General features: G+C 65.5%; 2 protein-coding genes and 1 pseudogene. All 3 read right to left on the bottom strand.

Annotated features, from left to right (window positions below):
- Positions 1–524, bottom strand: a 524-nt coding sequence (locus ACIBQZ_RS43175) for a hypothetical protein (protein ID WP_396094763.1), incomplete at its 3' end; no start/stop codon positions are given.
- Between the two features lie 63 nt (positions 525–587).
- Positions 588–1,586: pseudogene (locus ACIBQZ_RS43170) on the bottom strand (IS3 family transposase); the annotation flags it as partial.
- A 26-nt stretch (positions 1,587–1,612) separates the two neighbouring features.
- Positions 1,613–2,050, bottom strand: a complete 438-nt coding sequence (locus ACIBQZ_RS43165; protein ID WP_396094764.1) for a transposase — start codon at positions 2,048–2,050, stop codon at positions 1,613–1,615.
- Positions 2,051–2,342: the final 292 nt, after the last annotated feature.

Raw genomic sequence — 2,342 nt, 5'->3', positions numbered from 1 at the left:
GGGGCCACGACAACCTCGGTTTCCGAGTCATGATCGATCAGCGTCGGTCCGGCAACGACCAGGGTTGCCCGGGACCAGGGCTTTTCGCGCAGTAAGAACGGCAGCTCCTCCAGTAGCCAGTTCGCCACATGCTCCTGCTGCTCGGCGGAATTGCCGTCGCGAGCCTCCAGCAGCCTCTCCTGTTCATCGAGATCACCCTGGATCCACACCGAGGCGTCCAGCCAGGGCGCCAGCTCCTCCCGGATGACCCCGGTGCCCTCCACCCAGACAACGTCCTGGCCGGCTTCAACGACGATCGAACCGGGCCGCTCGTGAGCGATCCAAGCCGCGGGACGGAAGTCCACCGCCTCACCCCGGTGCAGGGGTTTGAGGACGTTGTCGGCCAGCAACGTCCCCCAATCGAAATAGGCCTGGTTCCAGGCAACGTCATCAGTGTGCACAATCACCGAGTTGGGTACCGACCGGCGCAACCGCTCGGCCAGCGTCGTCTTGCCGGCTCCACCGCGGCCGTCAATCGCGATCACCTGTGGACGCCTGCCGCCGCCACGGAACTTGTCAACCTGTTTGAGACACCCGGGCCCGGAGGCTTATGTAGTTGGCTGGTCGTTCTCGATGGTTGAGGGTGGCTGGTTGATCCAGACCTGGGCTGGGAGTTGAGGTGCCTGGGGGCCGCCTCGGTGGAAGCGTTCGGGGTGCAGGTGGAAGGCCTGGTCGAGGATTTTCTGGCGGTGGTCGCGGACGTCGCGCCAGCTGCCGTCGTGCACGGAGGCGGGCGTGTGCAGAGCGATGCCGGTGTGGCGATGCTCGCCGTTGTAGTAGCCGAAGAACAGGTGCGCGAAGTCCCGGGCGTCACCGATCCCGGTGAAGTACTCAGGGAACGCTGGGCAGTACTTCAGAGTCTTGAAAGCAGCCTCGCTATAGGGGTTGTCGTTTGAGGTGTGGGGTCGTGACAGGGATCGGTCGATGCCCAGGTCGGCCAGGAGGTCGGCGACGTCCTTGCTGGTCATGGATGTTCCGTTGTCGGAATGGATGGTGTGGGGCATGACCCCGCCGTTCAGGGTGATCGCGCGGTCGATGAAATCTTTCGCGAGGATGCCGGTTTCGGTGGGGTGGACCTCCCAGTTCATGACTTTCCTGGAGTAGATGTCGATGACGACGTAAAGGTCGAGGTAGACGCCCTTGACCGCGGTCTTGAGTTTCGTGATGTCCCAGCTCCAGACCTGGTCGGGTCCGGTGGCCACGAGCTCGGGCCGCACCCGGGCTGGATGGCGGGCCTGAGCTCGACGCTCGCGGACCTGATCGGCGTCGCGCAGGATCCGGTAGAACGTGGAAATGCTGGCCAGATAACACCCTTCGTCGATGAGGACAGCCCAGGCCTGGGACGGCGACTTGTCCGCGAAGCGATCACTGTTCAGCGCGGCCAGGACTTCGGCCCGCTCGGCATCGGTCAGGGCCGCCGGCTGCAGGCCGCCCCCGGGCGGCCTGGGTGGGCCCAGGACGGGCGGGGCCTGGCGCCGGTAGTGCGTGGCCCTCGAGACGCCCAGCAGGGCGCACGCGGTCTTGGTCGAGGAGTTGGCGGCGATCTGCTCGAACGTCTCCCCGACAGCGGCCTCTACGGTTTGCCGGTGTCCGGTCCCTCGGAGAGCGTCTCCAAGAGACCGGCAAGTTTTCCCAGGGCCTGCGTAACAGCCTGGCTCCTGACCAGTTCTGCTTGAAGGCGGGCATTTTCCTTCTTCAGCTTCCGCATCTCGGGCGACTCAGCGGCTGCCGGGACCGGCTGGTCCCGCCCGGCAGGACGCGTTCCAGCGGCTTGTGTGCCGGGCTGGGCGGCCTTACGCCAGTTCTGAATGTGTGAGTGGTAGAGGCCTTCCCGCCGCAGGAGAGCGCCCCTCGCGCCGGGGGTGTCGAGGCGGTCGTACTCGGCCAGCATCCGGGCCTTGTAAGCCGCCGTGAATGTCCGGCGTGTGCGCTGCCCGGACCTTGGTCCAGACCTCGCTGCGCCGGCGTCAGGGCCTGGTCGGTCCGGGTCCTGCGATGCTATGTCTGCCACTGTCAAAGTCACCGTTCATGATCCACATCTCGCCCTCTCGCTACAGATGAGATTACCGCTGCGTGTCTCATGGAAGGTTGGCAGAGAGGGCAGCCGGGGTCGCCGATGTCGACGTGCCAGTGGGGGTGGAGCAGACGCCTCGCCAGGTGGCGCAAGCGGTTACCCGCGCTGTCGGCTGGACCGCGGACGCCATTTGATGCACAAGCCGCATCCCCAGTGCCGGTGAACGCATTCACTCAGGTTGACGGCTTCTATGACGGCTCAGCGCGGCCGGCCTCCAAATCCCTTGAAG

This window comes from Actinoplanes sp. NPDC049599, from assembly GCF_044465625.1.
Lineage (GTDB): Bacteria > Actinomycetota > Actinomycetes > Mycobacteriales > Micromonosporaceae > Actinoplanes.
This window is presented reverse-complemented; position numbering and strand designations above follow the sequence as displayed.